The organism is Rosistilla ulvae (genome assembly GCF_007741475.1).
GTDB classification, from domain to species: domain Bacteria; phylum Planctomycetota; class Planctomycetia; order Pirellulales; family Pirellulaceae; genus Rosistilla; species Rosistilla ulvae.
In genome coordinates, this window is sequence record NZ_CP036261.1 from 52,673 (window position 1) to 76,602 (window position 23,930).

18 protein-coding genes are annotated in these 23,930 nt (G+C 58.1%); 13 read left to right on the forward strand and 5 right to left on the reverse strand.

Going from position 1 to position 23,930, the window contains the following annotated elements:
* The first annotated feature begins 12 nt into the window (after positions 1-12).
* Entirely contained in the window at positions 13-486 is a 474-nt protein-coding gene (locus EC9_RS00225) for a hypothetical protein (RefSeq protein WP_145341344.1), read from the forward strand.
* A gap of 332 nt (positions 487-818) precedes the next feature.
* Here EC9_RS00225 and EC9_RS00230 read toward each other — a convergent pair whose 3' ends face one another.
* Positions 819-1,328: a HEAT repeat domain-containing protein gene (locus EC9_RS00230; protein ID WP_145117139.1), complete on the reverse strand. Its 510-nt coding sequence runs from the start codon at positions 1,326-1,328 to the stop codon at positions 819-821.
* A gap of 362 nt (positions 1,329-1,690) precedes the next feature.
* Between EC9_RS00230 and EC9_RS00235 the strand changes: the two genes are divergently transcribed.
* The 9 genes from EC9_RS00235 (at position 1,691) to EC9_RS00270 (ending at position 11,914) form a co-directional block, all read left to right on the forward strand.
* Positions 1,691-2,059, forward strand: coding sequence for a SpoIIAA family protein (locus EC9_RS00235; RefSeq protein ID WP_145341346.1), 369 nt, complete (start codon positions 1,691-1,693; stop codon positions 2,057-2,059).
* A gap of 201 nt (positions 2,060-2,260) precedes the next feature.
* Positions 2,261-4,099 (forward strand): DUF3472 domain-containing protein, encoded by a 1,839-nt coding sequence (locus EC9_RS00240; RefSeq protein WP_145341348.1) that lies wholly within the window; start codon positions 2,261-2,263, stop codon positions 4,097-4,099.
* Between the two features lie 822 nt (positions 4,100-4,921).
* A complete protein-coding gene (locus EC9_RS00245; RefSeq protein ID WP_145341350.1) occupies positions 4,922-6,124 on the forward strand; it encodes an AAA family ATPase in 1,203 nt (400 codons plus the stop codon).
* Between the two features lie 40 nt (positions 6,125-6,164).
* Positions 6,165-7,514, forward strand: a complete 1,350-nt coding sequence (locus tag EC9_RS00250; RefSeq protein ID WP_145341351.1) for a CpaF family protein — start codon at positions 6,165-6,167, stop codon at positions 7,512-7,514.
* 41 nt (positions 7,515-7,555) lie between these two features.
* Positions 7,556-8,524 carry a type II secretion system F family protein gene (locus tag EC9_RS00255; RefSeq protein WP_145341353.1) on the forward strand — a complete coding sequence of 323 codons (969 nt, stop codon included), beginning with the start codon at positions 7,556-7,558 and terminating at the stop codon, positions 8,522-8,524.
* Between the two features lie 12 nt (positions 8,525-8,536).
* Complete coding sequence (locus EC9_RS00260; protein ID WP_145341355.1) at positions 8,537-9,484, forward strand: type II secretion system F family protein; 948 nt, start codon at positions 8,537-8,539, stop codon at positions 9,482-9,484.
* A gap of 22 nt (positions 9,485-9,506) precedes the next feature.
* Complete coding sequence (locus tag EC9_RS00265; protein WP_145117133.1) at positions 9,507-9,932, forward strand: TadE family protein; 426 nt, start codon at positions 9,507-9,509, stop codon at positions 9,930-9,932.
* A gap of 21 nt (positions 9,933-9,953) precedes the next feature.
* Positions 9,954-10,415, forward strand: a complete 462-nt coding sequence (locus tag EC9_RS26315; RefSeq protein WP_218934473.1) for a TadE/TadG family type IV pilus assembly protein — start codon at positions 9,954-9,956, stop codon at positions 10,413-10,415.
* The gene (locus EC9_RS00270; RefSeq protein ID WP_218934474.1) at positions 10,412-11,914 is read left to right on the forward strand and encodes a pilus assembly protein TadG-related protein; all 1,503 of its coding nucleotides are present in this window, start codon (positions 10,412-10,414) and stop codon (positions 11,912-11,914) included. The genes EC9_RS26315 and EC9_RS00270 overlap by 4 nt, the downstream gene beginning before the upstream one ends.
* A 30-nt stretch (positions 11,915-11,944) precedes the next feature.
* Here the strand turns inward: EC9_RS00270 and EC9_RS00275 are convergent, their stop codons facing one another.
* Entirely contained in the window at positions 11,945-13,819 is a 1,875-nt protein-coding gene (locus tag EC9_RS00275) for a CRTAC1 family protein (RefSeq protein ID WP_145341359.1), read from the reverse strand.
* Between the two features lie 50 nt (positions 13,820-13,869).
* A complete protein-coding gene (locus EC9_RS00280) occupies positions 13,870-16,716 on the reverse strand; it encodes a multiheme c-type cytochrome (protein WP_145341362.1) in 2,847 nt (948 codons plus the stop codon).
* Between the two features lie 485 nt (positions 16,717-17,201).
* On the opposite strand from EC9_RS00280, the gene EC9_RS26320 reads away from it, so the two are divergent.
* Complete coding sequence (locus EC9_RS26320; RefSeq protein ID WP_218934475.1) at positions 17,202-17,345, forward strand: hypothetical protein; 144 nt, start codon at positions 17,202-17,204, stop codon at positions 17,343-17,345.
* A 231-nt stretch (positions 17,346-17,576) separates the two neighbouring features.
* Positions 17,577-18,917, forward strand: a complete 1,341-nt coding sequence (locus EC9_RS00285; RefSeq protein WP_145341364.1) for a formylmethanofuran dehydrogenase subunit B — start codon at positions 17,577-17,579, stop codon at positions 18,915-18,917.
* 110 nt (positions 18,918-19,027) lie between these two features.
* Here EC9_RS00285 and EC9_RS00290 read toward each other — a convergent pair whose 3' ends face one another.
* Positions 19,028-20,197 carry a XylR family transcriptional regulator gene (locus EC9_RS00290; protein ID WP_145341366.1) on the reverse strand — a complete coding sequence of 390 codons (1,170 nt, stop codon included), beginning with the start codon at positions 20,195-20,197 and terminating at the stop codon, positions 19,028-19,030.
* A gap of 254 nt (positions 20,198-20,451) precedes the next feature.
* On the opposite strand from EC9_RS00290, the gene EC9_RS00295 reads away from it, so the two are divergent.
* On the forward strand, positions 20,452-21,570 hold the full coding sequence (locus tag EC9_RS00295) for a Gfo/Idh/MocA family protein (protein WP_145341368.1): 1,119 nt from the start codon (positions 20,452-20,454) through the stop codon (positions 21,568-21,570).
* Between the two features lie 280 nt (positions 21,571-21,850).
* Here the strand turns inward: EC9_RS00295 and EC9_RS00300 are convergent, their stop codons facing one another.
* Positions 21,851-23,680 carry a TIGR03960 family B12-binding radical SAM protein gene (locus tag EC9_RS00300; RefSeq protein WP_145341370.1) on the reverse strand — a complete coding sequence of 610 codons (1,830 nt, stop codon included), beginning with the start codon at positions 23,678-23,680 and terminating at the stop codon, positions 21,851-21,853.
* Positions 23,681-23,930: the final 250 nt, after the last annotated feature.

Genomic DNA, 23,930 nt, shown 5'->3' on the forward strand with positions numbered 1-23,930 from the left:
TCGGAGCCACCGGTGATTACTCGAAACAAACGGATGCAGGCGGGCAATGCGATCGACGCCGTTTACGAAAAGGGGCGGAATCGATGGCGGGGATGCGATTGGACCACGTCGTTTGGTTCGATGGGCTTGGATCTCAATGGGATGAAGCCGCATCAAACGCGATGGTTGGCCGGTGCCACGTCGGGAGAGGAAGCAAAACACTGGGAACAGGCAGCGGAGTGGTTGGCTCGCGTCGCCCGCGATGCCCAGCAGGCGGAGGCTGCTGCGACCGAAGCCGCCGCGTTGTGGAAAGCGGGCGAGCGAACGTTGGCGTTGGAAAAGATCCAGGCGGCTGTTGCGTTGGAGGCTCGCTATCGGAATCCCTTCGTCTGGAAACCACTGCTGCACGCGATTGCCGATTCGACCCGACTGAACCCCGCGCCGCGGCGGGCAAGTTCTGGCCGGGACGTACAAAACTCAGCCGGTTTCATGGCAAAAAATGGCTAACCATTCGGAGCCGCTGGAAGAGTACGCTTCTTGCAGTTCCTATATGTAGACGGCAGACGACGTCGCGAGGATCAGCGCACGGAATATCGCTAAAGCTGCCTGCCTCGGCAACGAAGTGATCTCGATGTTGGGCTTCACTTATGTTGTCGAAGAATCGGTAATTATCGGTGAGGCGAGCCCCGCGTACCGAAGCGAACTACAGCTGCAGGCTCAAATCTCGCCACCGCCTGAACTCAGCGACCACAAGCGTTGTTATCTGGTAAACGACGGTCGGCGGAGAAGAGCGGCGGTTTCTTGTCTTCGATCGAGTTTTGAGATGGCGCTGGCATTGGCTATGGAGCGAGTCGAGGAACATCCATTTGGCGCATCGCCTTGTAGGTTGCTACCGGTCCCGACAGCTTCGGCTCAGCCCCTTCCAACGCATTCATCACAAACTTGACAACGTCCCGTCGGATCCCGCGCCGCGAGAACTCTTTCAGCGCATGGTGAGCAACGCGGTGAAACTCTCCCGAACGGCTCGAACGAATCAGTCCCCCGAGCACCGCCGATAAACCATCTTCTCCCATTCCGGCAACGCCTTCGGCTGCTACCCAAGCGACATCGCTGTCGCTGTCGTCCATCGCATGGACCAGCGGCGACGACGCAGCCGAATCACCGATCTCCGACAATGCCTTGGCCGCTTCCCAACGGACCTGGTGACGTCGGTCGTCCAAACTCGCGATCAATGCGACCATCACCTCCTCACCCTTGGAATCGACCAATGCCTGCCGTGCTCTCTCGCGAACGACACCGTCGGGGGAAGCGAGCCGCCCGATCATCGACTTGATTTCCGATGGATTCATGATGTTTTGAGCCCTTTTGGTACGAGACGTTCTAGCGAGCCGCCCGATCAGAATAGACCGCCAGCCGATGTGCGTTGCACACTTCAACTAACCGATGCAAATAGCGGGCCGCGGGTCGGTTTCAAGGGGCTGGAATATCAAACGTCAATAAAACGGAGTGCCTCACGCAAGTTTGCCTGGTTAGAAAATGGCCGCGCCGATAACACTCTGTACCGCTGCCCGGTTCGATACCAACTGTGGCGTTGTCCGTTTGGGGTTTTCCAGCGTTGGTACGACGTGTGCACTCGATTGCATCGGTTTTCAACGGGATGAGCATTGGTTGCTGAACTCAATCTTCAACCCTTCTGCACAGGAGTATCGACATGTCATTTGTTATTACCGAACACACCGAGGGACAGGTGGTCGAGATCCAGTTGACCGGCAAGTTATCCAAGGAGGCGTACGAGAAATTTGTGCCGATGACCGAAGCGAAGATCGCCGAATACGGGAAGGTGCGGATGTTGGTGATCATGCACGATTTCCACGGTTGGGAAGCCGGAGCGTTGTGGGAAGACATCAAGTTCGATTTCAAGCACTTCAACCACATCGAACGGCTCGCCATCGTAGGCGAATCGAAGTGGGAGAAAGGGATGACCGTCTTCTGTCGCCCCTTCACCACCGCCAAGATCAAATACTTCGATCACGACGAGATCGGTGCGGCCCGAGAGTGGATCCACGAATCGAACGACTGAGTCGTTGTTGCCGAAGCATCGCAAGAGAGAACGAGATTTCGCAGCGACTGGGCCAAAGCGAACACGATGATGTCGTCGCAAGCGTCAGGATTGGCTCGCCAAGCGGATCGTGGTTTTCGATTGATTCAATCGTTGTTGTCTCCCCGACCCGGTAGTACGATGGTGTTCCATTTGTGTGATGTACTTCGGGATACATGAGCGATGCAAGCGAACTTGGTTCTCACCTCCGCCATTCTCATTGCGGCAACTTTCCCAATCGCTGTACGCTCGGCCGAGCCGGTCGCGCAATTCACTTCCGGGGAGGAAGGAGTCGATGGTGCGGAGATCGTCTACAACGGCCAAGCGGCCGCCGACGGACGGATCGTGCTTAACGCCACCAACGGCTTCTTCGATGAAGGAGCTTTCGTTGCGTCGGGGACCCAGCCGATGGTGGGCGAAGATAAGGGCTTGATTACCGAGTCCTATGAGTCGCTGCAGTTCCGGAACGCGGAAAAACCAGGCTCCGCACAATGGTACATCTGGATAGCGTCGCCCGGGACAATCCAAGCCAAACTGTTTTTACAGTTGCCATCGCAGCATCCGCAAACGCGCTGGCAGGTCCAATGGGGCGATGAAGTTCAATCGTTGAACCTTCGGCCATCGGATGGTCCCGCCGGGATTCCGATTTCCTTCGATGTGAAGCAGCCAGGCAAGCTCCGCGTTGCACTGAAGTGTTTGACTGAACCCGTGCCGATGGAAACAGAGATCCACCGAATCGAATTGAGCGGTCCGGCGATTCGCGATGCCAAACTTTTGCGCGTCCGTTGGCGGCCATCCGCCGTTCATACACGGTTCTACGCACCGCCGGAGTGTCGGCAGCCGACGATGTGGGTTTTTGAAACCGAATGCGTCACGCCGGTTTCCAGTTATTCACCGATCACGACGCCTTTCGGCTATTTTGGGACAAGCTTTGTCGATGGGAAGATTCCCCGCGGGGCCAGCTACAATTTTTCGATGTGGGCCGCAGACAGGAAGGCTGCCGAAGCGCCACTGTTGGAATCGATGCCTCAATTGCTCGCTACCGGGATTCCCGATGCAAGGTTCAGCAGTTTTGGTCACGAAGGGACGGGCTTGAAGCTCCGCGACGCGGTCGTTTATCCAGGCGGAGCCGATCGCGCAATCCAGGCGTTTCGCGTGACCGCTCAGGGGGACGTCTTCACGTATTACGGCTATGTCTACAACGAAGATCAGCAGCGATGGGTGCTCTTTGCCGTTGGCAGCCAACCGAAAAAGAGGGCGAGGGCTGAACCCTTTTTGACGTCGACCGGTTCGTTCTGCGAAATTCCCGGACCGCCGCGCGTCCAACGAACCGGCGACGTGCAACGCGTCATCCGACGTCGGGGCTGGTTCTACGGCAGCGACCGACGTTGGTATCCGGCTAGTCTGCCGTCGCCAGCGGAACAGGGCAAAACCAGGCGAGCGCGACAAGACCGCGCCGCCTTGGAACGTGGCGAACAACCGGTCGCACTCAATCAGTACACCCGTTATGCCGACAACTATCGAACCGACGGTTGGATCGAATCGGCGACCGGCGGATTGGAGTGTTACCGTGCAGGAATCATTTCTGAACCACAGGGACAACGGGTAAGGATGAGGCTGCCGGAATATCTTGCTAACGAAAAGGTCGCTCAACTGTTCGCGATGCCGGTCGAATTTGGTCAGGCTCAAGCGACGTCGGTTACCGGGCGGACAGCAACAATCGAATATCCGTTGATCCATGCCGGCAAGGGGGCCAAGGCCGTGCTCTATTACGGCACGCAGGACTGCTTGACTTTCCGTCGCCCCGAAAAGGTAGGGGCCAGTGGAGTCCAAGACGATGTGTTTCGTGAGGATCGAACTTGGCAATTCGCGACGCCACCGCAGGGCGTCCGCCGCGGAAGCAACGCGTTTCGTCTCGGCGAATTAAAACCGGGGACAACCTACTACTTCCGTCTGTTCGTAACCAATTCGGAAGGTCAAAGCTGGGACTTCGTCTCGAGTTCCTTTAGGACGTTGGATTAGCGCTTCCTGTTCTTTTCTTTCAAAGTGCCAACATCCGTTGCTGGGTGGGTGATAACCACGGGGGGGCGGTGGTAAGCACTCGAGTGACGAAACCAAATCTCTTACTGTGGTTGCAAATGCGCGCCGCCATCAAAAGCGGATCGAGTCGGCATCGATTCCGATACGAGGGCATGAACCCATCGATGGCGACGATCCGAATCGCGATGGGATGCGGCTGACAATCGGCGTCGGTTTCGATCGTTGTTAGGTCTACGATCCGATGTGTTGTCGATGGGAAATCTGCCAAGGCTGCTGGGCGACTCGATCGGACGAATCGCTTCGTAATTTGCGTTTGCGAATAAAGTTGCGGCAAATACTAATCTCATTTTTGGGTTGTGGATTGCGCTAGAACATCTCGCGTGCGTCGGCAACTCTTTCTTGCGAACTATGTCGTGCGGATTGCCGAACGTAATCGCCAAACGCTCAATGGACTCCGCATAGATAGAACTAGCGACACATGGTTTAGCTTGTGGACAAAAGACTGTTGTGGGAGAAACCTCCCACAGTGTGCCCGGAGCGTAGTGCTATCGGACCGCTAGTTAGGGGCTGATTTGCGGAAAGCCGTGATGTGACTTCCCGCAACCCTTTCCAGTTGCCGTGCATGCCCCAATATGTGGTCCTACGGTTGTGGTGCCGTGAATGGTCAAGGTGCGGTTCGTTCTAACAGAGCGAAATTGTGGGGCCGGCGATCGGCGTTTTGAGATTGCGTTACACACTCGGACCGTCGGGTACGTATCGAAAGATCTTCAGTTCCCATGTTTCCAGTAATGCGAAAATAACAACATGTTGCTTGCACACTGCGTCGTCGCCATCGAGTCACATGCGTTGTCGGATCGTCTTGAAAAGAGCCTCAAGCAGGTTCCCCTGACATGTGCTCGCGTTGCGTCGGTCCAGTACGAGGCGATTCTTGCCGCTGCGAAGAAAAATTCGGCAACGGGGTTTGTCTTTCTGCAACTCACCGATTCAACATCCAATTTGAAATCGTTGATCCATCGTTTGCGTTCGGCTTTGGATACCCGAATCGTGGTTGTCGGAAACGCTACCACCGGACGCCAAGTGATCGAGATCATCCGCGCTGGCGCCGATGATTTTGTCGATGAAAAAGATGACCTGCGACGCGAATTGGGGTTGCTGCTGAAACGCGTTGCGCCGAGCGGTATGCAAAACCAACGCAAATCGGAATTGATCACCGTCACGTCCAGTTGTGGTGGTTGCGGTGCAAGTTCTTTAGCTGTCAATATCGCCGCCCAATACGCTCACAAATACGGAGAGTGTGGATTGGTCGATCTGCAGATGCACGGAGGTGATTTGGCGACGCTGCTGCGGCTGAGTCCTCGGCACACAATCTCCAAAATGTTAGCCAACAATCATCCGTTGGCTCCCGAAATGGTCCAACAAGCGCTCACCAAACATGAAACAGGGATCAGTTTGTTGGCGGGCGCCGATCCACTGTCCAACTTGCCGAACAGCAGCCCCGAGACGATCCGGGGCATCGTTCGTTCAATGACAACAAACTTTCAGCGGGTCGTTGTCGAATTGGAAGATATTTCGCATCGCGAACAACTGGCCGCTCTATCGGACAGCGATCAAGTTGTCCTCACGTTCCGCCTGCATTTTCCTGCCCTGGCCCGCGCTCACCGCTTCTTTGAAAGCATCGAACGATTTGGCGTCGACCCCGATAAAGTTCGGATCGTCGCGTCGCAAGTCGGCCAACCCGACGAAGTTCCGATTGGCCAAGCGGAGAAAATCTTCGGTCGCAAAATTGATGCCTGCATCACTAACGACGTCAGTCCGATGAATCGTGCCGTCAATCTGGGAATCCCGGTGGTGCTCGATTCGCCAAAATCGCAGTGCAGTCGGGACTACATGGCATTGGTTCAGTTACTGGACGGCGAGACGCCTGTGCCAGCAAACACGCGTTGGAACGTCGGTGCCCTCTTCAAATCAAAGTTTGGTTCTTCGCAACCAGCACCAGCACTCTCCTAATCTCTCTCCTTCACCAGAACGTCTTTGGGATCATTAAACAATGAATCAAGCGACTCTTTCTCCAAGCAACAGCATCGAACGCCGCGAACGTCTGCAACGCGTGCGTGGTGAGATCCATGATCAATTGGTTGCTCGCATCGATATGTCGGCGCTACGCAACATCAAGCCGGAATTGATGCGAGAACAGTTGCGTCTGGGCGCTCAAGAACTGTGTCGCTTCCACTCGGATTTGTTGACCCATGCCGAGCAGGAGGAGATCGTCGAAGATCTGCTCTATGAGATGTTGGGTCTCGGTCCGATCGAGGTCTTGATGAACGATCCGACGATCTCCGACATTCTGATCAACGGCCCAAGTTCCGTCTTCGTCGAACGCCGTGGGATGTTGGAAGAGACCCAGGTGCGATTCCAAAGCTTGGATCACTTGGTCAATATCGTGCAACGCGTGGCCAGTCGCGTCGGTCGGCGAATCGATGAGTCGAGTCCGATGGTCGACGCTCGCTTGCCCGATGGCAGTCGACTAAATGCCGTCATCCGGCCGCTAGCGCTCGAAGGAGCATTGGTCTCGATTCGTAAGTTCGCGACACGGCCGATGACAGCTGCCGACTTCGTCAAACGACGCGTGGCGACGCCGGAGATGTTGGGCTTTCTAGCCGCTTGTATCGCCGCGAAGTTGAACATCGTGATTTCGGGCGGCACCGGCAGCGGAAAGACGACGCTGTTAAACATGTTGTCCAGCCATATCCCTCAGGGCGAGCGGATCGCCACGATCGAAGACGCCGCCGAATTGCAGTTGCAACAATCGCATGTCGCCCGGATGGAGACACGTCCAGCGAATCTGGAGGGCCGCGGCGAAGTCACCGCCAGCGACTTGCTGAAGAATGCTCTGCGGATGCGTCCCGATCGAATCATCATCGGCGAATGCCGCGGCGTGGAAGCGTTCGACATGTTGCAAGCGATGAGCACCGGGCACGCCGGCAGCATGACGACGATCCACTCCAACGACACTCGCGATGCAATCAACCGCTTGGAGATGCTGGTCGGTATGGCTGCGCCCGAACTGCCGATGTGGTTTGTCCACCGACAGATCGCATCGTCGATCAATATCGTGATCCAGACTCATCGAATGGCAGGCGGAACGCGGAAGATCACGCAGATATCCGAGATCACCGGAACACAGAACGACGCGATCAACATGCACGATCTGTTCACTTTTCAGCAGACGGGAGTGGGGGAGAACGGACAGGTTGAAGGTCACTTCGAGGCCAGTGGAATCATGCCGAAGTGCCTCCCGCGGCTCAGGTCGGCTGGCGTCCACATCGATGCCGATATGTTTCGACAACGCCGCATGGAAGTCGATATGGATCAGATGCAAGAGTATCGAATTCAGTAGTTTTCCTGTCTCTAGACCTGCGGCGTTTCGGATTCATAACAATGACTCATCCCCAATTACAGATCATTATCTTCATCAGCAGCACGCTGTTGATCCTTGCACTTGAGAGTCTCATCTACGAGTTGTTCTATCGCTATCGACAGCGGGTCGCTCAGCGTTTGAACGACGATCTTGGGCTCTCCGACACGCGTGCCACCGACCAGGTTCAATTGTTTCGCAGCGTTGGCAGCGTGAATGAAACCGTTTCGTTACGCGAACGCTGGCAACAGTCGTTGGTGCGACTGTTGGAACAATCGGGTACGCAAATCACGATCCCACAACTGGTCTATGGCAGCCTGGGACTGGCTTGTCTGATGGGCGTGATCATGTTTGGCGTCAGCCACATTTTGCATTGGCCGATCGTTGGTTTTGTCGTCGCAGGCTGGATTGCCGGCGGTCTCGTGATCCCCGCATTTGTCTGGATGCGATACCAATCGCGGCGCGGCAAAATATATCGCCAACTCCCTTACACGCTGGAATTGATCAACCGTTCGGTCCGCTCGGGGCAAACGATGCCGGCGGCATTTCAAATGGTTGCCAACGAAGTCGAAGCGCCGTTGGGTGAAGAGTTCGCCTACTGCATCGATCAACAGCACATGGGGTTGAGCATCGAAGTCGCCGCCCGCAGCCTCGCATCGCGAACCGAAATTGTCGAACTGCAGATCTTCGCTGTCGCCCTCACCATCCATGCTCGCACCGGCGGCAGTTTAGCCGATCTGTTGGACAACCTTTCCGATACGGTGCGGCGTCGTTTAAAGCTGCAGATGAAGGTTCAAGCATTGACGGCGGAAGGACGTTTGCAGGCGACCACGCTTGTGCTGTTGCCGATCGTTTCGTTGATCGGGCTGGCGATCCTCAATCGCCCCTACGTAAGCACATTGTTTGAAACGCCATCGTTATTGGCACTGGCTGCGGGGGCACAATGCCTTGGCGGTGTGTGGATTTATTACACAACGCGGATTTCATATTAGGAGGCTCAAACCATGCTCACCGTGTTCACCATCTTTGCGTTCATTTCGGTCAGCCTGTTCGTCTATTGTTTGGCCCTTCCGTTTTGTGGCCACGACAGCGCTATCGATCGGCGGTGCGAATCGTTGACACGTAAATCGGAGACGATTTCGACGGAGTCGGGCGAAGGGGGATCGATCTTTCGAGAAAGCTCCGCCGATCGGAACGCCAAGCGGCAGCAACCGCTTCGCAGCCGATTGGCCGGCCTGCTGGCAGCTCGCCCCGACGATTGGAAACGCTTGCAAAAACTGCTTTCCCACGCCGGATTTTATCGTCACTCGCACCTCGTCCGCTGTATTGCCATGACCTACGCGTTGGCCGCGGCGCCACCGATCGCGCTGTTGGCGATGGCGTTTACCGGAGGCGTTGGATATGGAACGGCACTTGCCGCCGGAGCGTTGTTTGGTTTCGTCGGCTTGCTGATGCCGCAGGCTTGGCTGGGACGCCGCGTTCGCCAACGGCACGTCGCGTTTTGCAAAGGCCTGCCCGATTTTCTCGACCTGACTTCGGTCTGCCTGCGCGGCGGTCTCAGCCTGCACGCAACTCTGCCTCAGGTTCATCGCGAACTGCAACAGGCTCATCCGGTGATGGGAGATGAGCTGAGTATCGTGCAGAGCGAGATGGCACTGGGTTCGTCTCCCGAAGCCGCACTGCAGCAGTTTGCGACCCGCACCGGATACGAACCGCTTCGCACGCTGAGCACCTTTGTGACGCAGTCGCAGAAGATCGGTACCGAGTTGTGCGAATCGATCAAGGTGCTCAGCGAGACGTTGCGCGAACAGCGTGAAATGGATGCCGAGGAGTCGGCGCAAAAAGCGGGCGTCAAAGTCCTGCTGCCCACGATGCTCCTGATTCTGCCAGCGACGTTTGTCGTCTTGGCTGGGCCCGCAGCGATTGAGGTGTGCCGTGCGTTTTCCAAATAGAACACGAACAAAACCGGCTGATTTGCAGTCCTCGCGACGCCGATCGCCACGACATGCGGTGGCGGCGATCGAGCTTGCGATCGCTCTGCCGATGTTGATGCTGTTCACGCTCGCTTGCGCCGACCTTGGGCGTGTGATTCATCTGAAGGTCGCGTTGTCCAACGCCACCCGTGTCGCTGCCGAATACGGTGCGATGCGCAAGGTAACGTCGATCAATCGCGACGAATGGACCGCGGGGATTCAACAGGCCTTCGCGTCGGATCTGCAAGCAACAGCAGCCTTCGCCGACATCGAAACCACCGTCCAGGCGGATACCGAAGAGGGTGAATTGGGTCTGTATCGCGTGCGTGTCGAGTCGCAGTGTGAGTTTGTGCCGGCTGTCGATTGGCCTGGCCTCCCCTCGTCAATCGATTTGCAAGCATCCGTTGTGATGCTGCAGCTTCGCTAACCTTCGCTGGAGTATCGATCGATGCACCGTAAATTAAATCGTTGTGCTGTCTCGCGTCGCCGCGGAGCCTACACATTAGAAGTCGCGATCACGATGTTGATCTTCCTAGGGGCGATGCTCGCAATGTTGGAGTTTGCTCTGGTCTCGCTGCGTTACAACGCGTTGGGAGAATCGGCGCGGCGGATCGCTAGAGTTGTGATCGTTCGCGGTGAACAAGCGGCTCCCGAACAGAGCGTTCTCGGGCCGGCAGCCTATGTTGGCACCGCCGATGACAGCTCCGATATCGCCGCTGCGGCGCGTCAGCTGTTGGTGACGATGCCGCTGGAAGATGTCGACATTCGAGTCGAGTGGCTCGATGCGGACACGCGCGAAGGGGACCGCGTGTCGATTCAACTCTCCTACCTCCACAACCCCATCCTGCCGGGATTGCTGGGATCTGCCAAGACGCTTTCTGCGACAACTGTAACGAGGATCGTCCATTGAACACGCACGCCAAACAACCGTCGTCTCTCCCAGCACGCCAGATCAAACCGGCGGCGCGAACGGGCAAGGTCTTCGTCTTTTTATGCGTTGCCCTGCCGGGCGTGTTTGCTGTCTTGGCCCTCGTTTTTGATGCCGGTTTAATGATGACAACCTCGCGCGACTACCAGAACACAACCGACGCAGCAGCTTATGCCGCGGCGACGTGGACGATGATGGGAGGGGACGAGAATTCGATCAACACGATCAGCTCGGAATACGTTCAATCGCACAACGCGTTGCCCGGCGCTAATGTGACCACCAACAGTCCGCCCAGCTCGGGCCCTTACCAGGGAGTTGCAGGATTCTCCGAAGTGATCGTCCAGGGTGAGAGCCCCAGCTATTTTCTGCAGCGGTTTGCGGCAGGCGGACAGCAGTCGATTACGACCCGAGCTGTGGCGGGAACCAAAACAGCGACCTCGCCCGCGGCGATCATGCTGCTGGACGCCGATCCCGCACCGATCACCGTCGCGTCGATCTTGAGCCTGCCGCTCTATCCGAGTCTGCTCGGCGGTCTGGAAGTCCTGGGGCTCGGCACGTTGACTGTCGACGGTGCGATCTTGAGTAACAACACATGGGGCGGTGTCGACGAATATGGCGAACAGGCGGGCGAATTCCATGGGCCTCCCTACTCGATCGCCTGCACCCCGCTTGTCCCTCTGACATGTGTTCGGTCCAGCGACATTCGCACCGCCGGCGGCGTCGATCGTCTGCTGCACTACGATGCGCTGCCGGGCCTCGATACGCTCAACTTGAGAGCCAATCGGATGCCGATGCCCGATCCGATGGGGAACCTAGCGCCGCCGTCGACAGCGTCGGATCCGGACAACGTCGAAGTCGACGATCACGGTGGGGTGATGGTCACATTAAATATCCTCAAGCCTTTCGGAACGGTTCTCAAGCCGGGCGTCTACGACTGGATCGACGTCACCGCCGGGATCGCTCGTTTTGAACCGGGCGTCTATATCATCCGCGGCAAGCACCCGATCACGGGGATCGCGCTCGGTATCACCGGCGGGATCGTGTATGCCGATGGCGTGATGTTTTATGTGACTAGCAACAGCAACTACGATCCGGCGTCCGGGCTGCCCGACGCAGTGGAGAATCGCGAGGTCGCACCGCCCAATACGATTGGCGCTCAATTGCCCAGCGTGCTGATCTCGCCGTTGCCCGGCAGCCGCCTGTCGGGACTGAACGATCCGAGCAGTCCCTACCACGGAATGCTGGTGTATCAGCGGCCACGCGATCGCCGGCCGATCACGATCCTCAGCCTGCAGACGCTTGGCATCACCCAGTTCTCCGGAACGGTCTACTCGCGTTGGGGCCACGCGATCCTGGCGGGCAGCGGAACGTTTAATTCGTCATTTGCTGTCGGGACCATGCGGGTCGTCACACTCGGCAATATCTCGCTGCGGCCGTCGGGATATTTCCCCGCCGCATCGGATGTGTATCTCGTCGAGTAGCGTTTCGCAAATCGAATCGCTACGCGTGCACTATTCCTGCGTCGCGTAGCGTATCGTTTGCAATTCGTCGACCTTCACGTCGTCCAGCAGGCTCTTCGTCCCGTCGCTCCACTGGACCTCCAGGCTGTCGATCTGCTTCGCATCGCCGAAGCCAAAGGTCAGCGGCAGTTCCACCTGAGTCAGATAGCTGCGCGTCGGCATCACTTGTTGGCGATAGGTTTTGTCTCCGGCGGTCACTTCGACCCACGAACCGATCGCATCGCGGTTGATCTGTTTGCCATCGCCGACCAATCGAACTCGCAGCCCGTGACGACCGAGTTGTTGATCGTTGCGAAGCAGCCGCGGCGCACTGCCGACAGCGGTGACCAACACGTCTTGATCTCCATCGCGATCGTAATCCAGATACGCCACCGCGCGACCAACCATCGGCGCGACAAGATCCTCGCCACAGTGTGCCGGATCGACGGCGACAAACTCGGTATCGCTCAACGGCCCCGCGTTCCAGAACAGCTGCGGCGGCTGGGCGTAATGTTGACTCGGCTGCACCCGATTGATGTCCTCTTCCAAATGCCCGTTGGCACACATCAGATCCAACCGCCCGTCCAGATCGTAATCGAGATAACAGACTCCAAAGGTCAACTGCAGCCGCGTGTTGGGGCCCAGCCCGGTCGAGATCGCTTCGTCGGTGAACTGCATCTGCCCGCGCCGCGAGACATACATCGCCGTCATCTCATTGGCGAAGTTGCCGATTGCGATCCCCATCGAATCGCTGCCGCGGATCGCTGCGACGTCGATTCCCATCGCCCCGCGAGCGTTTCCCGACGGATCGAACGCGATCCCCGCTGGGACTCCAAATTCCAGGAACGTTCCCTTCCCGGTGTTCTTGAAGATCAGATTTTGCACGGTGTCGTTGGCGACCAGGATGTCGATCCATCCATCTTCGTCGATGTCACAAAACGTCAGCCCCAACGATTTTGCGAGCGGCACGTTGGTCAACGGGTTTTTGACCTGCAGCCCCGCCTGGGCCGTGACATCGGTGAAGAGGCCGTCGCCATCGTTGCGGTACAGATACGGAAACGTCCCCTCAAAATTCTGAGGGCGTCCATACGCGCGGCCGCCGCCGACCAATTGGAAGTTCTGGGCGAGGTCGTATTCCTTGTTCCAGCGGACGTAATTGCAGACGAACAGATCGAGATCGCCGTCGTTGTCAAAGTCGAACCATCCGCATCCGCTGCTCCAATCGGTCTCCTCTCCCGCAGTCTTCGACGACTCGCTGACATCGGCGAACTTCCCATCGCCGAGATTGTGGAACAGATGATTCGCCCCGACGGCGGAGACAAAAACATCGACGCGGCCATCGTTGTCGTAGTCTCCCACGGCGGCTCCCATCGCGTAGATCGAGACATCCAGTCCCGAACCCTGCGTGACGTCGGTGAACTTGCCGTCGTCGTTGCGGTAGAGCGCCAGTTGTTGCGATTGGTCGGGGAGTGGTGCGTCCCAGGGCCAGTTCTTGGAATTCAGAAACAAGATGTCCTGATCGCCATCGTCGTCGAAGTCGAAGACTGCAACGCCACCTCCCATCGTTTCGGGCAACAGCTTCGCCCCGGTCGCTCCACGGTTGTGAACGAATTCAATTCCCGCTGCTTTGGTCACATCGGTGAACTTCACATCGGGAGGTTGCACCGTCGCAACCTGGCGGACGGCGACGGATGCCAGTTCGGTCTGCTGCGTGGGAGCTGCCGGCTTGGGGCGATTGAACCAGTAGATCGCGCCGCCGCCGATTACCAGGCCGACAATAATCGCGGCCAGCGACCAGCGAAACGCGGTTCCGATCACTGCATCGTCCTGTTCGACCGACTCCTGCGGATCGGGACGCTTCGTTTTATCGATTGTCTTTTTTGCCATCGTGCTTGCTTTAGTTTGTTACTTGATTTGTCTGCTGCCAAGATCGCGAATCACTGCGGTAATTCGGGAGCCCCGGCCCGCTGCAACGGATAACGAACGACATCTTCCGCCGCATGATTCGCCGCCGGATACTTTTCACGCGCCAACCGAATCGCTCGTCCCTTGGCGTTATCGTCCGGCTTGTAGCTTTGATGAAACTGTTGGTGCTGCGCCGACGCTTCGGAATCGCCGATCCGCTCGTACAACAGTTGCAGGTTATAGTGTGCCGTGACGTTGTCGGGATCGATCTCCAGCGTCTCTTGGAACCGTGCGATCGCATCGTTCCAGTGCGCCAACGCCTCTTCTTCGCGTTGTTGCCGCGCCCGTTGATTACCGAGTTCAAACAACGTCTGACCGGTCAAGTTGATGACTTCGTAATCGAGGCCGAAGTCGAACCCGCGGGCTTGCATTTCGGGAGTGTTATCCTCCAAGACGCTGTTCAAATTCTGAACGGCTTCGACCAGCCGACCCTGCTGGGCGTTGATCGATCCAGACAACCAAGCCCAGCTCCAACGCGGATATCCCTTCTGGTCAGCGTAGGTTTGAGCACGCGTCAGGGCGGCGACCGCATCATCCAAGCGGCCTTCGGCATTGTAGACGCGAGCCAGGTTTAGCGGACCATCCCAGCGATCGAAGGTCTCGACTTGCAGGAACGCTTCTTCCGCCTGCCGCAACGCATTTTTCCCCTTCAACAACTGGCCGATGCCATAATCGTTCCAGCGTTGCCAAACGGGAATCTCCGAATCCGCATTGGTCACCGATTTGTCGACGCCCGCGACGGGGAACTCGATCTCGTCGACCGCCAACGTCGTGATCGGCAGCTCGTTGACGTAGGTCTCTCCCGGCCGATGGCCACGGATCGTCTGCCCTAGCTCTTGATTTCGATCGGCGACAAATTGCATGTACCGCTGGTCGAACTTGCGATACTGCAACTTCACCTCGACGCGAACCGTATCCTCAAGATCTTCGGGAAGGTCCAAAAGGTATTGCACCGTCTGCCCCGCACCGGGCGGAATCTGGTGGTTGTACAGCGGAGTAAAGATGTTTTCGGGATTGCGGCGATCGATCCGGTTGCCATCTTTGTCGAGCATGAAGACGTTGACAAAGTGCGACCACGGATCGACTTCTTTGGTCTCTTCGCTCAATCCTCCGCTGCGTCCGATCACGCGGTCGCCGCTGCGGACGGTGACGTCCAACCAGATCTCGTTTGAATCGGCAGTCCCCTGCGAAAACAGATGCCCCATCTTCAGCGTTCGGATCACCGTTTCCAACAGGTACGATTTGCCTGGATCCAGCGTCGGCACGTCGGGACCCAGCGGCGCCGTCTGCGACCCATCGACCTCTCCCGAATCGCGGATCCCAAAAATGTCGACTCGCATCACCCCCTGCAGATAATCCTGATGAGCTTTGATCACCTCGTCACGATCTCTCAGCCAAGCGATCCCCGTGTTGGCCGAAGGGAACAGATGATCGTGAACGCTCATCGCCGTCGCCGCGTCAAACCGCTGGGCTCCGAAATCGTTCGATTCGACAAGCGGCATGTGGCATCGATTGCAGTTCTCTTCCGCTTTCGGTGGGTAATAAAAACTGCGAGCCCCATGCCCCGAAACGCCGCTTAGTAGGTACGGATCGTAGTGGTTCTGGCCCCGCAAGAAGTCCTTGTAGTGGTTGAGTGCTCGCGGCAGATGGACCTTGTGGCACGTCGAACAGAACTCCGCCGTTTTGTGCAGCGGCTTCATAAACGTCTTCTTGTGAAACGCCGGCTTGGCTTTGACCAATTGCTGATTCACCCACTGCAGGACCGCGTTGTCGCTGAACGCAAACGGATAGTGCAGCGGTTCCTCGATCGTGTAGTCGGCGTTGCCGCGCGGGCTGTTGACGTGCGTGATCGCATGGCAGACCGTACAAGTGATCCCGGCGTTTGAGGTCTCGTGCCCCAGCAGGTCGAAGTTCGGATCGTCGAACGCTCCGGAAAAGAAGGGGACCGGATCGTGGCAACCGGCGCACCAACGGGCTGCTTGGACATTCCCGTCCCGCTTCATCGCGACGTTCCGGGTTTCCGAGACGCTCGCCAAATATGGCGGATTGTTGAACGAACTGAAACGATGCACGCTGTCGCTCCACTGAGCGTGCACGTCGGCGTGGCACTTGATGCAATACTGATCGTTCATCATCGCATCGGCAGGGATAAAGTCACCGGTCGAGGTTCGCGCCAGCGATGGCTCGAAGTACTGCACGCCCGAATCGGGGCCGATCGAATTCCATTGCCGCGGGTCTTGAGTTTGAAAGGCGACAAGCGTCAAAACACCAGCCGCACCGACGCTGGTAAACGCCATTCCCGCTCGCCATTTGATCCGCGGTCCGACCAGTCGATGCAGCCAGTACAGCCATCCGGCGATCAGCGGACATGCGACGTGCATCCAGTAGACGGTGCTGCGGAGCGCCGGTTGCCGCAGGTCGATCCCCAACGCTCGGGTCAGCATCAACCCGCTGACCAACACCAGAATGCTGATCGCAAACAACGCGTAACCGATCCGCACCGCGCGGCGATTGCGGCGGTCTTTGCTGTTGATCAGATGGATCACACCAAACACGATCAACGGGACGACTAACAACAGGCCCAGCACCAGATGCGCCAAGAACATGTATTGGTAATAGTAGTCCTGGTACGTCTCCCCCTTCACCCATTCCAGAAAGGTGATGATCGATAGGTAAGCCGAATTGGCAAACAGCAGCGAGACGATCGCCAAGACGACGTGCAGCAGTTTCCGCAGCCGCGGGCCGACGGCGCGGACCGGTTTTTTGATCGGAGCGGTTGGTTGCGGCACGCTGCCGCCGGGCGAAGTTGCTTCGGACATGAGGGATCTCGAGATGGGGGAACGCTAGCGAAGAAGGCGAAGCGATCACGCGCGATCTATGCCCGATTCGACTCGGCGTTCCGCTTCGCTTCAGCGATTGCGGGGGGCGGAGTCGCAGCAGAAGTGAATCGGTCCAAAAGACCAACTCACGACCAACGTTCTCAGGTTTGCCCACCGATACCATTGCAGTGGAACCGGCAGACTCAAAAGGCCTGGGAAACGTTACTGGATAACGCGTGAGATGCGCTACCCGCGAGGCGGCCGTTGGATGCCCAAAGAGAACCCGTCGCAAGGACGAAGCGACGACATGGCGGTGAGGGAAGATGCGTCGATCATTCCCGGAAGCAAATAGGCAGCGTCGATCCCCAATTGCTGAGAATCTCGCTCGGATGTTGGTGCGGGAGCCGTCGGGAGACTCGGCAGACCAGGAGCCGCTTGGCACTGGGGCCCTCGACAATCGCAAGGTCGCAGCGGCGAACGGTTTGATGAAAAAGAACCGTCGCTGGGCGAGTGGTTTGATGCGTCGCGAACCGCAAACTTCAAAGTGTGCTGGAGCGGAACCGATCCCATCGCATGAAGACCGCTGGAATGCGATGGCAGCGGATTGGCCAGCCAGTCTCCGCAGCTAGCCCACGCCGATTCGCTCATTGCCATACCGGCAACGACCGCGACGATCAGACAGCGAAGAGTGACAAGACGCAACACGATCAACGGATCTCGGGAGAAGAGAATGAACCCGGCATACCTAAACTGAGGAAACCAGACTAGCGTCGCTGACGCGGGGTGTCAATTTTCGATATTCTTAGTTGAACGGTCGTCCATTCGTTTGTTGATCCGCCTAGCCACGCAGGAGTTGCCGCTTGTCCGAAACCTGGAATCACGTCGCCTGTCCGGGTTGCAGTTGTCTCTGCGATGATCTTTCCGTGCAGTTCGACGGCGATCGGCTTTTGTCGTTCGAACCGGCTTGCCCGCGTGGGGAGCAGTGGTTTCGCACGCGGTGCGAATCGTCGCCCCGCGGGCCGCAGGTCGCCGGAGTCACTGTCGACTACGATTCCGCCATCGCCGTGGCGGTCGAGATCCTTCGCGCGGCGGACTACCCGCTGATCTATGGACTTTCCCAAAGTGCGACGCCCGGTCAACGCGCGGCGATCGCTCTGGCAGATGCTTTGAGCGGCGTTGCCGATACGACCGCTTCGTTGGACCACTCCGCAGCGATCATGGCATTGCAGGAGTTTGGCGAAGTGACCTGCACGCTGGGCGAGATCCGCAATCGCGCCGATCTTGTCATCTTCTGGGGCTGCGATCCGGCGAGCTCCCATCCGCGACATGCGGAGCGTTATTCGATTCATCCCCGCGGCCGTTGGTTGCCCGGCGGGCGAGACGACCGCACGGTGGTGATGATCGGAACCGCGGGGCAAGTCGAACAATGCCGATTGGACGCCGAGGGAACGACGCCGGACATCACGATTGCGATCCAGCCGGGGCAAGATTTTGAGACCCTTTCCCTACTGCGACGGCTCGTCCGCGGAGACCACGTGGCCGATGTCCCGGCACCGCTGGGACAACTGGTTCCGCTGATGAAAGGCTGCAAATATGGCGCCTTCTTTTATGGACTAGGACTTGGCAGTGGCGACGACAGCGAATCCTCGGCGGCAGCGCCGATCGATCACGTGAACGTCGCGGCACTGCTGCAATTGGTCGCCGAACTCAATGCATTCGCGAGAATTACGGCCCGACGGATGGGGCGGCACGGGGAGGTTTCGGGAGCGGATAACGTTCTCTGTTGGCAGACCGGATATCCATTTGCCGTCGATTTCTCTTGCGGTTACCCGCGTCACAATCCGAGCGAGTTCTCTGCGGATGGACTGCTGGCGCGAGGCGATGTCGACGCGGCGGTCTTGGTGGGGGCCGAAACGATTCCTCGGTTCTCCGCGGCCGCACGAAAACATCTGGAATCGATCCCGACCATTCTGTTGGACCATCCCGCTGCCCAATTGCCGTTCCAGTCGACGGTCGAATTCAGCACCGCCGTCTACGGTCTACACGCATCCGGAACGACCTTTCGAATGGACAACGTGCCGCTCGCCCTGCACGCGATGGTGCCGACGAAGCTGCCAACCGATGCCGACGTGCTGACCGATCTGATGAATGGTCTGGCAATAGAAGCAGGCATCGGATCCCGCAGGGATCCCAGACGGTAGCCGGTGGTTTGAGCGGAGCGAATACCGCCCCCGAAGGTGCGCTGCTGCGCGACGAGCTCCGGCTACCATCGTTGGATCCCTTTGGGATGCTCCCCATCGCGTCGCACGTTTTAGGTCGATGTCTTGGCCGATTGGCGATATTTGCTCGGCTGAACCCCGACGACATTTTTGAACGCCACCGAGAGGTATTCGTCGTGGCGGTATCCCGTGCGGCGAGCGATCTCGGCGAGCGAGAGATCGGTCTGCACCAGCAGTTGCTTGACCCGATCGATCCTCTGCCGCGTGATCTCCTCGTGCGGCGAGCGCCCCAAGATCTTGAGGAAACGTTTTTCGAGCGCTCGCCGCGAAACGGGGATCTCGTTCAGCACGTCGATCACTTTGATTCCGTCGCAGGCGTGCTCGCGGATGAAACGGACGGCCGCGGCGACATCGGGATCGTCGGTCGCCAGGATGTCGGTCGATTGGCGAGTCTGGATCCCCAGCGGTTCCAGCAAAACCTTCGCCGCGCCGATCGTGTCTCCCGCCATCATCCGATCCAGCATCGCCGCGGCTTCGTATCCGGTCCGCCGCGTGTTGCAACTGACGCTCGAAAGCGGCGGGTCAGCGAGGTCGCATAACAATCGGTCGTTGTCGACACCAAGCACGGCGATCTGTTCGGGGACGGCGATGTGCAGCTCGCGGCAGACGTCCAGCAATTGCTGCGCTTTGATGTCGTAACAGGCGAAGATCCCGATCGGATGCGGCAGTTGTTTGACCCATTGGGCGAGCCGCGCCCGTTCGCTGTTCCACGAATATTCGGGATCGTGGCGGGGGATCGAATCGTATTGGTAATAGGTTCCGCCGGCTTGCTGGACGTATTGTTCGAAGGCTTGTTGCCGCCACTGCGACCAATTGAATCCCGAATCGCCACAGAAGGCGAGGTGCCGGAAGCCTCGCTCGACAAGATGTTCGACGGCGATCCGAGCGATCGCATCGTCGTCGGTTTCGACCCATGGGACGCCGGGCAGGTGCCGAGCCGCACTGACGTCGACGACTGGGCACTGTGTGCGCCGGATCGCTTGAGCGATCTCGTCGGTCTCGATCCGAGCGATGATGCCATCTCCCTGCCAACGTTGCAGCCAGTCGGGCGGCCGCGCGCCACGTTCCTGCTCGGGCAGCACCAGCGACCAGCGTTGATGTTGCTGGATGTAATCGATGATGCCAGCCAAGACACCGCGAGCGTAGGCGTTGGAGGTTTCAACCAGCAGGGCCACCGAGCGACGCTTTTGAATAGTCTTCATGGCTTCCGTTAGATTCCGTAGGTCCGCCGAGCATTGATCGTGCTACGAGGCCATTATGACGACTAGTCCTTTTGGGGTGTTCTGGTTGGGTGGAAAAACTCAAATGTTGTGCGCACAAGCTCATAGCTTGAAAATCGGTGCGGGCGATAAAATGTCCTTCGGTGGCGGTTTGTTGCTGCCTGGCTATCGTTGTGGGAAACGGCGGCTGCCCGATGAGTGGACTGAAATCTAAGATGTGTGACAGGTAGAACTGCATGAACGGAAAAGTAAACGGGGCGATGATTGGGCTGGGGTTTGGAGCTGAGTTTTTGCCGATCTATGCGGCGCATCCTCAGGCGAACATCGGGGCGATCTGCCGCCGCAACGCCGCCGAACTGGAGAAGACTGGGAATCAGTTTAGGATCGAAAAGCGATACACCGACTACGACGCGGTCCTCGCCGATCCCGAGATCGATTTTGTCCACATCAACAGCCCGATCCCCGATCACGCCTGGATGACGCTCAAGGCTTTGGATGCGGGCAAGCATGTGATGTGCACCGTTCCGATGGCGACGACGATCGAGGATTGCCAGAAGATCGTCGAGAAGGTCAAGGCGACGGGGCTCAAATACATGATGGCCGAAACGGTTGTCTACAGCCGCGAGTATCTGTTCATCAAAGAGATGTTCACCAAGGGAGAGTTGGGGAAGATCCAGCACCTGGCCGCTTCGCATCCGCAAGATATGGACGGCTGGCCCAGCTATTGGGAACAGATGATCCCGATGCATTACGCCACGCATGCGGTCAGCCCCTGTCTGGGCTTGGTCGATGGATTGGCGGAATACGTCAGCTGTTTCGGTTCGGGAACGGTCCGCGACGACATCGCGGAGAAATCGGGGAACAAGTTTGCCGTCGAAAGTTGTCACATCAAAGTCAAGGATAGCGATCTGACGGCGCACATCTGGCGATTCCTATACGACGTTGCTCGACAGTACCGCGAGAGTTTCGATGTCTACGGAACGAAGAAGAGTTTTGAGTGGACGCTTGTGGAGAACGAACCGCACGTGCTTCATACCGCCAAGAAACCGGAGCCGGAGATTGCGGAGAAGGTGGAGGTCCCCGATTATGCCCATCTGTTACCCGCCGAGATTCAGAAGTTCACTCAACCGGCGGAGATCCACGATTCCGAACACCTCTCCTTTATCCAAGGTGGCGGTCATGGCGGTTCGCATCCGCACTTGGTGCACGAGTTCGTCTCGGCATTAAAGGAGGATCGCGATCCGATGCCCAACGCGGTGACCAGCGCCAACTGGACCTGTGTCGGAATCTGTGCGCACCAATCGGCGCTTCGCGGCGGTGAGATCGTTCGCCTGCCCGAGTTCACCTTGGGCTAAGTCGTCGCCCATCTTCCCGTTGCAGATTGTCGCCTTTCGCTCCGCGAAAGTGCGATCAGCCATTGCGTGTTGTCAACGCGAAAGGCGGCGATTGATGGTGCTGGGAAACAAGTTGGTTGGCGAGGAGCCTGGATGCCTAAGGGGAATCGACGCGGGGGGACATGCAAGATTTGCGCGGAACGCTCGGCTGCGACCAAGTCGTTCGCAGGCTTCCGCGCAACCTGAATTGTTTGGTAGCGCGGCGGCAGGTCATGCCGCGGGCATTTCTATTTCACCAGTTCTATTTGGCGTCGGCCATCGCTTCTAATTGAGTCAGCGAGCGACTCTGCTCCTTCTCGAGGAACGTCCGGCCGTATTTGACGTTCACATGATCCCAGGGGAGCTTATCGGTCAGGCCGTATTGCGTGTGGACCTGTTGGTCGATGTCGATCCCGGCGTCGGCGATCGCATCCCACCAACGCTGGGCGTCCATGTGTTCGGTCCAGCCGTCCATTCGCGCGCCGCGTTGCCAGGCGAGTTCGATCGCTTTGCCGGTGCGGCGATCTCCGCGGCTGAGCACGCCTTCCAGCAGGCTGGTGTCGATGTCGTGGCACTTGATGTTGATGCTGCGGATCTTCCGGCGGCTCCACAGATATTTGTGCGCCCATTGGAAATATTCGCGTCGCTGCATGCCGTTCCATTGATAGGGCGTGTGCGACTTGGGGACAAAGTTCGAGACGCTGGCGGTGACTCGCACATAGCGGCCTTTGACTTCTTTGCCGATCCCTGCGATGTGTTCGGCCATGTCGACGATCCCGTCGAGATCGACAGGCCGCTCGCCCGGCAAGCCGCACATGAAATAGAGTTTGACGCTGTCGAAGCCGTTCTCGAAAGCATTGCGACATCCGGCGAAGAGGTCTTCGTTTTTGATCTTCTTGCGGATCTGTTCCCGCATGTCGTCGCGAGCGACTTCGGGGGCGAGGGTCAGCGAACCGCGGCGTTCGGATCCGATCAGGGCGGGCAGCGTTCGCAACGTCTCGTTGACGCGCAGGCTGGGGACGCTGATGTTCACGCCCAGCGGCCGGAAGACTTCGTGCAGTCGTTTGACTAGCTCTTCGAAGTGCGGGTAATCGCTCGACGACAGCGACAGGATGCTGATCTCGTTGAATCCCGTGTTGCGATACGATTCCATCGCGGCGTTGATGATCGTGTCGACGCTGCGGATTCGCAGCGGTCGCTTGATGACGGTGCTCTGACAGAACCGGCACTGCCAGGGGCAGCCGCGCATGATCTCGATCGCGATCCGATCGTGGACGCATTCGACGTAGGGAACGATCGGGCGGGTTGGCAGCGGGATCCCTTCGAGATCGCGGATCACGCTCGGTTCGATCGTCTCGGGGACGTCGTTCCGCGTGCGGTTGAGCGCGACGACGCGGCCCTCTTTATATTCGGGTTCGTAGAACCGAGGCACATAAGCAAAGGGCAGTTCGGCGGCGATCTTTTGCAATGCGTCGGCGCGTTGCCGCACGCCGGCGTCTCCTTCAGCAAATCCCTCGGCGCGGGCTTGTTCACGCAGTTGCAGCCACATGTCGCAGATCAGCGGCAGCGCCGGTTCGCCGTCGCCGGTGACAAACATGTCGATGAAATCGGCCATCGGTTCGGGGTTCTGGCAGCAGGGGCCGCCGGCGAGGACCAACGGATCGGCCATCGTGCGCTCGGCGGCGTGCAGCGGGATGCCGGCCAGATCGAGCATCGTCAGGACGTTGGGGCTGCTGACCTCGTATTGCAACGAGATCCCAAAGACGTCGAAATCGGAGACTGCGGTAAAGGTTTCCAGACTGTACAGCGGCACGTTGTGTTCGCGCAGCTGCGCCTCCATATCCTGCCAGGGGCAAAACGCCCGTTCGGCGACCCAGTCGTCGCGGCGGTTCATCAGGGAGTAGAGGACCTGTAGGCCGTGATGGCTCATCCCGATCGTGTAGGCGTCGGGGAAGGCGAGGCAGATCTTTCCCTTGAGAGTGCGGTGGTCCTTGACGATCGCATTGCGTTCGCCGCCGAGGTATTGGGAAGGCATCGAGACTTTGTGAAGAATTCGGCTCTCGACAAACTGCTTCCGCTGGCTGTTGATCATCGCTGTCTGGCTTTCTGATTTGATCCATAATGAAAGGGAACGAAGCGGAGGCCATTATAGCTTGATGAAAGCGCCTCGGAGCTGTCGCCGGTTCGTTGCTGCAGGGCTATTAAGTGTTTCAAACAGAAGCGTCAGTGGAAATGGAAACCCGACGCGTAAGCGAGGAATTTGCATGCTTCCTCGCTTACGCGTCGGGTTTTCAACAATCCCTAGACTCAAACACTGATTTGCCCTGTTCGTTGCTGGCACC

Coding starts and splice junctions, on each gene's coding strand:
- EC9_RS00280 (WP_145341362.1), bottom strand. CDS start 16,716: ATGTCCGAAGCAACTTCGCCCGGCGGCAGCGTGCCGCAACCAACCGCT.
- EC9_RS00250 (WP_145341351.1), top strand. CDS start 6,165: ATGAATCAAGCGACTCTTTCTCCAAGCAACAGCATCGAACGCCGCGAA.
- EC9_RS00295 (WP_145341368.1), top strand. CDS start 20,452: ATGAACGGAAAAGTAAACGGGGCGATGATTGGGCTGGGGTTTGGAGCT.
- EC9_RS00275 (WP_145341359.1), bottom strand. CDS start 13,819: ATGGCAAAAAAGACAATCGATAAAACGAAGCGTCCCGATCCGCAGGAG.
- EC9_RS00230 (WP_145117139.1), bottom strand. CDS start 1,328: ATGAATCCATCGGAAATCAAGTCGATGATCGGGCGGCTCGCTTCCCCC.
- EC9_RS00290 (WP_145341366.1), bottom strand. CDS start 20,197: ATGAAGACTATTCAAAAGCGTCGCTCGGTGGCCCTGCTGGTTGAAACC.
- EC9_RS26315 (WP_218934473.1), top strand. CDS start 9,954: ATGCACCGTAAATTAAATCGTTGTGCTGTCTCGCGTCGCCGCGGAGCC.
- EC9_RS00255 (WP_145341353.1), top strand. CDS start 7,556: ATGACTCATCCCCAATTACAGATCATTATCTTCATCAGCAGCACGCTG.
- EC9_RS00240 (WP_145341348.1), top strand. CDS start 2,261: ATGCAAGCGAACTTGGTTCTCACCTCCGCCATTCTCATTGCGGCAACT.
- EC9_RS26320 (WP_218934475.1), top strand. CDS start 17,202: ATGAAAAAGAACCGTCGCTGGGCGAGTGGTTTGATGCGTCGCGAACCG.
- EC9_RS00260 (WP_145341355.1), top strand. CDS start 8,537: ATGCTCACCGTGTTCACCATCTTTGCGTTCATTTCGGTCAGCCTGTTC.
- EC9_RS00245 (WP_145341350.1), top strand. CDS start 4,922: ATGTTGCTTGCACACTGCGTCGTCGCCATCGAGTCACATGCGTTGTCG.
- EC9_RS00235 (WP_145341346.1), top strand. CDS start 1,691: ATGTCATTTGTTATTACCGAACACACCGAGGGACAGGTGGTCGAGATC.
- EC9_RS00300 (WP_145341370.1), bottom strand. CDS start 23,680: ATGATCAACAGCCAGCGGAAGCAGTTTGTCGAGAGCCGAATTCTTCAC.